3 protein-coding genes are annotated in these 2,543 nt (G+C 61.3%); 2 read left to right on the top strand and 1 reads right to left on the bottom strand.

The window, feature by feature from the left end:
* The first annotated feature begins 363 nt into the window (after positions 1-363).
* Positions 364-1,142, top strand: a protein-coding gene (locus BG35_RS12490) for an IS5 family transposase (protein WP_152535263.1) whose coding sequence is annotated in 2 segments (ribosomal slippage) — positions 364-712 and positions 712-1,142 — 780 coding nt in all. Because the reading frame shifts where the segments join, the coding sequence is not laid out codon by codon here.
* Positions 1,143-1,327: 185 nt separating this feature from the next.
* Positions 1,328-1,621, top strand: coding sequence for a hypothetical protein (locus tag BG35_RS0108990; RefSeq protein ID WP_025782554.1), 294 nt, complete (start codon positions 1,328-1,330; stop codon positions 1,619-1,621).
* A 25-nt stretch (positions 1,622-1,646) separates the two neighbouring features.
* Here the strand turns inward: BG35_RS0108990 and BG35_RS0108985 are convergent.
* Positions 1,647-2,543, bottom strand: an 897-nt coding sequence (locus BG35_RS0108985) for a ferredoxin-like domain-containing protein (protein WP_025782553.1), incomplete at its 5' end; no start/stop codon positions are given.

Here is a 2,543-nt window from a genome sequence, read left to right as displayed (position 1 = left end):
CCGGCGACGTTTTTCCGCCACGTTCCTGCCCATCCCCTTCCCTGGGGCCATGGAGACTTTCCCGAATCTGCCGGCAGCCGTGATTGAAATGCCCATAGGTAGGGGGGAAACTGATGCTCTGAGAGGAATACTACAACCTGACCAACTGATCCGTCAATCATGTTCCATCTTCCTTCTCTCCGAAGTTCACAATTCTTGACGCCTTACCTGTCTTCATCTTGGCTTGCTTGCTTGTGAACCCATGGGACAGGGGGCCAATGGGGCCGGACATCGTCATTTGGGCCTAGGGTCAAGACCCATAAGATGGGAAGAGATCCCCTCCGGTGAGGGGACCCCCCGGAGAGACCTACAGGAGGAGGAAGGATGGAGGGTTTGTTCTGGCTCAGTGAGGAACAGCTTGAGAGGATCAAGCCCTTCTTTCCCAAGTCTCGCGGGGTGAGCCGTGTGGAGGACCGCAAGGTATTGAGCGGCATCATCTACGTCCAGCGTCACGGCTTGCGATGGGTGGATGCCCCAGCCGCCTATGGACTCTACAAAACCCTCTACAACCGCTGCCGCCGCTGGTCAGAGAAAGGCATCTTCCAGTTGATCTTCTCCGAGTTGTCACGATCCGCCGGTACAGAGCCGGCGGCTGGTGCAGAGCCGGAAAAGGTGCTGATGGTGGATGCCACCTATGTCAAAGCCCATCCCACGGCCTGCAGCCTCAAAAAGGGGGCGCTGCACCGCGCTTGATTGGTGGCACCAAAGGGGGACTGACCAGCAAGCTGCATGTGGTGTGTGACGGTAAAGGACGACCTGTCCGCCCTCACCTCAGCCCAGGGCAATGCAGCGACTTCACCGGTGCTGACGTGCTGCTGCAAGATCTTCCAGAGGCGAGGGTATTGATTGGAGACAAGGGGTATGACAGCAACAAGATCCGCTCCCGCCTGCTGGGGCAAGGCATCACTCCCTGCATCCCATCCAGACGGAACCGTAACAAGAAGGTCCCTTACAGCAGGAGGCTTTACAAAATGCGCCATAAGGTTGAGAACCTCTTCGCCAAGCTGAAGGACTGGCGCCGCATTGCCACCCGCTACGACCGCTGTGCCCATATTTTCTACTCTGCCGTCCTCCTCGCCGCCACTCTCATCTTCTGGTTATGAGTCCTGACCCTAGCGGATCGGCCAGGCCGAAGGCCCGCTATGGTGCAGTCGCTTACGGTGGTTGGAGCCATGGGCACAACATCCATCTTTTCCCTGATCCTGACCGTGATGGTGGGGAGTCTGGGGGTACGGGAAACATTCTCGGGTCCACGACAGTTGAGGGAACAGCAACGAACACTGCCCAGGTGAACCGGCAGGAGGGTTCACTGGAGCCGTTGGCAACGGTCATTGACGATACAATAGGGAACGAACGGGGCGCTGGCGCCCTGTTTCTTGGGGTTGCCAAAACCTTCAACTACAGCAAAGACTCCAGCGAGAGCAAGACGGCGCCGGCGGCCAAAGCCATCCGGGCAGCCTTGGTTGCGGGATCAGACTATATGGATTGCCTTTTTGTGCAACAGGGCCGATGCCTTGATGAGTACGCAGCCAGGGATACTGCGCGCCGGAGAAGTACGCAGGAGATCCTGAACCTGGATTGAGTGAGATGGTGTCACCGCTGGCCCATCACGGGCGCGGCCCCAGCAGGTCCCGCAATTCCTCGGTGGTGTAATCCTGGCAGAAGGCGCCAAAGCTTTTTGTGGCTGCGGTCCGGACCCAGCAGCTCAACACCGGGCGGAGGATGGTTTCCAGATCCGCCAGGGGCAGCCGATCCAGCACAGGGCGGGCCAAGGTGGTGAGGCCAGGGGTCCCCCCCAGCCAGAGTTGATAGTAACCAGCCCCACTGCCCACCAGCCCCACCTCGGCCATGTAGGGCCGGCTGCAGCCGTTGGGGCAGCCGGTCATGCGCACCAGCAGGGGCTGTTGAATGCCCAGGCTCCGGCGCAGGGCGTCAAAGCGGGCCAGCACCTCGGGGAAGGCGCGCTCCGACTCGGTGATGGCCAGACCACAGGTGGGCAGGGCAGGGCAGGCAATCCCGTGGGAGGCGGTGGGCTCCCCCATGGCGGATTGTTGCAAGCCAACGGCGTCCAGGCGGTCCTGAACATCCCGCTTCTGGCTGGGGGCAATGCCGCAGAGCAGAATGTCCTGATTGGGGGTGACGCGCAACTCCAACTGGTAACGCTGCACCAGTTCCCGCAGGGTGTCTTTGAGGGGGCCGGCCACGCGCCCCGTCATCACCGGCAGGCCCACAAACCACAGGCCATCCCCCTGCCGTTGCCAGCCCAGGTAGTGCTCCAGCCTCCGGGCGGACTCTTTCCGCAGGGGCCGGACGTCCCCATGGAAATAGTGGGAGAGGCTGGCCTTGAACCAATCCATGCCCCGGTCGTGAAGCAGGTACTTGAGGCGGGCGTGGCGGCGACTCTGGCGGTCGCCATGGTCCCGCTGCAGGGCCACAACAGCCTTCACCAGGGCCAATACTTGACGCCCCTGCACATACCCCAGGGGATCCCCGGTGCGGGCAAA

The sequence above is a fragment of the Candidatus Synechococcus spongiarum SH4 genome, assembly GCF_000586015.1.
GTDB lineage: Bacteria > Cyanobacteriota > Cyanobacteriia > PCC-6307 > Cyanobiaceae > Synechococcus_B > Synechococcus_B spongiarum_F.
The sequence above is the reverse complement of the archived record's forward strand: the minus strand, read 5'-3'. Positions and strand labels throughout refer to the sequence as shown.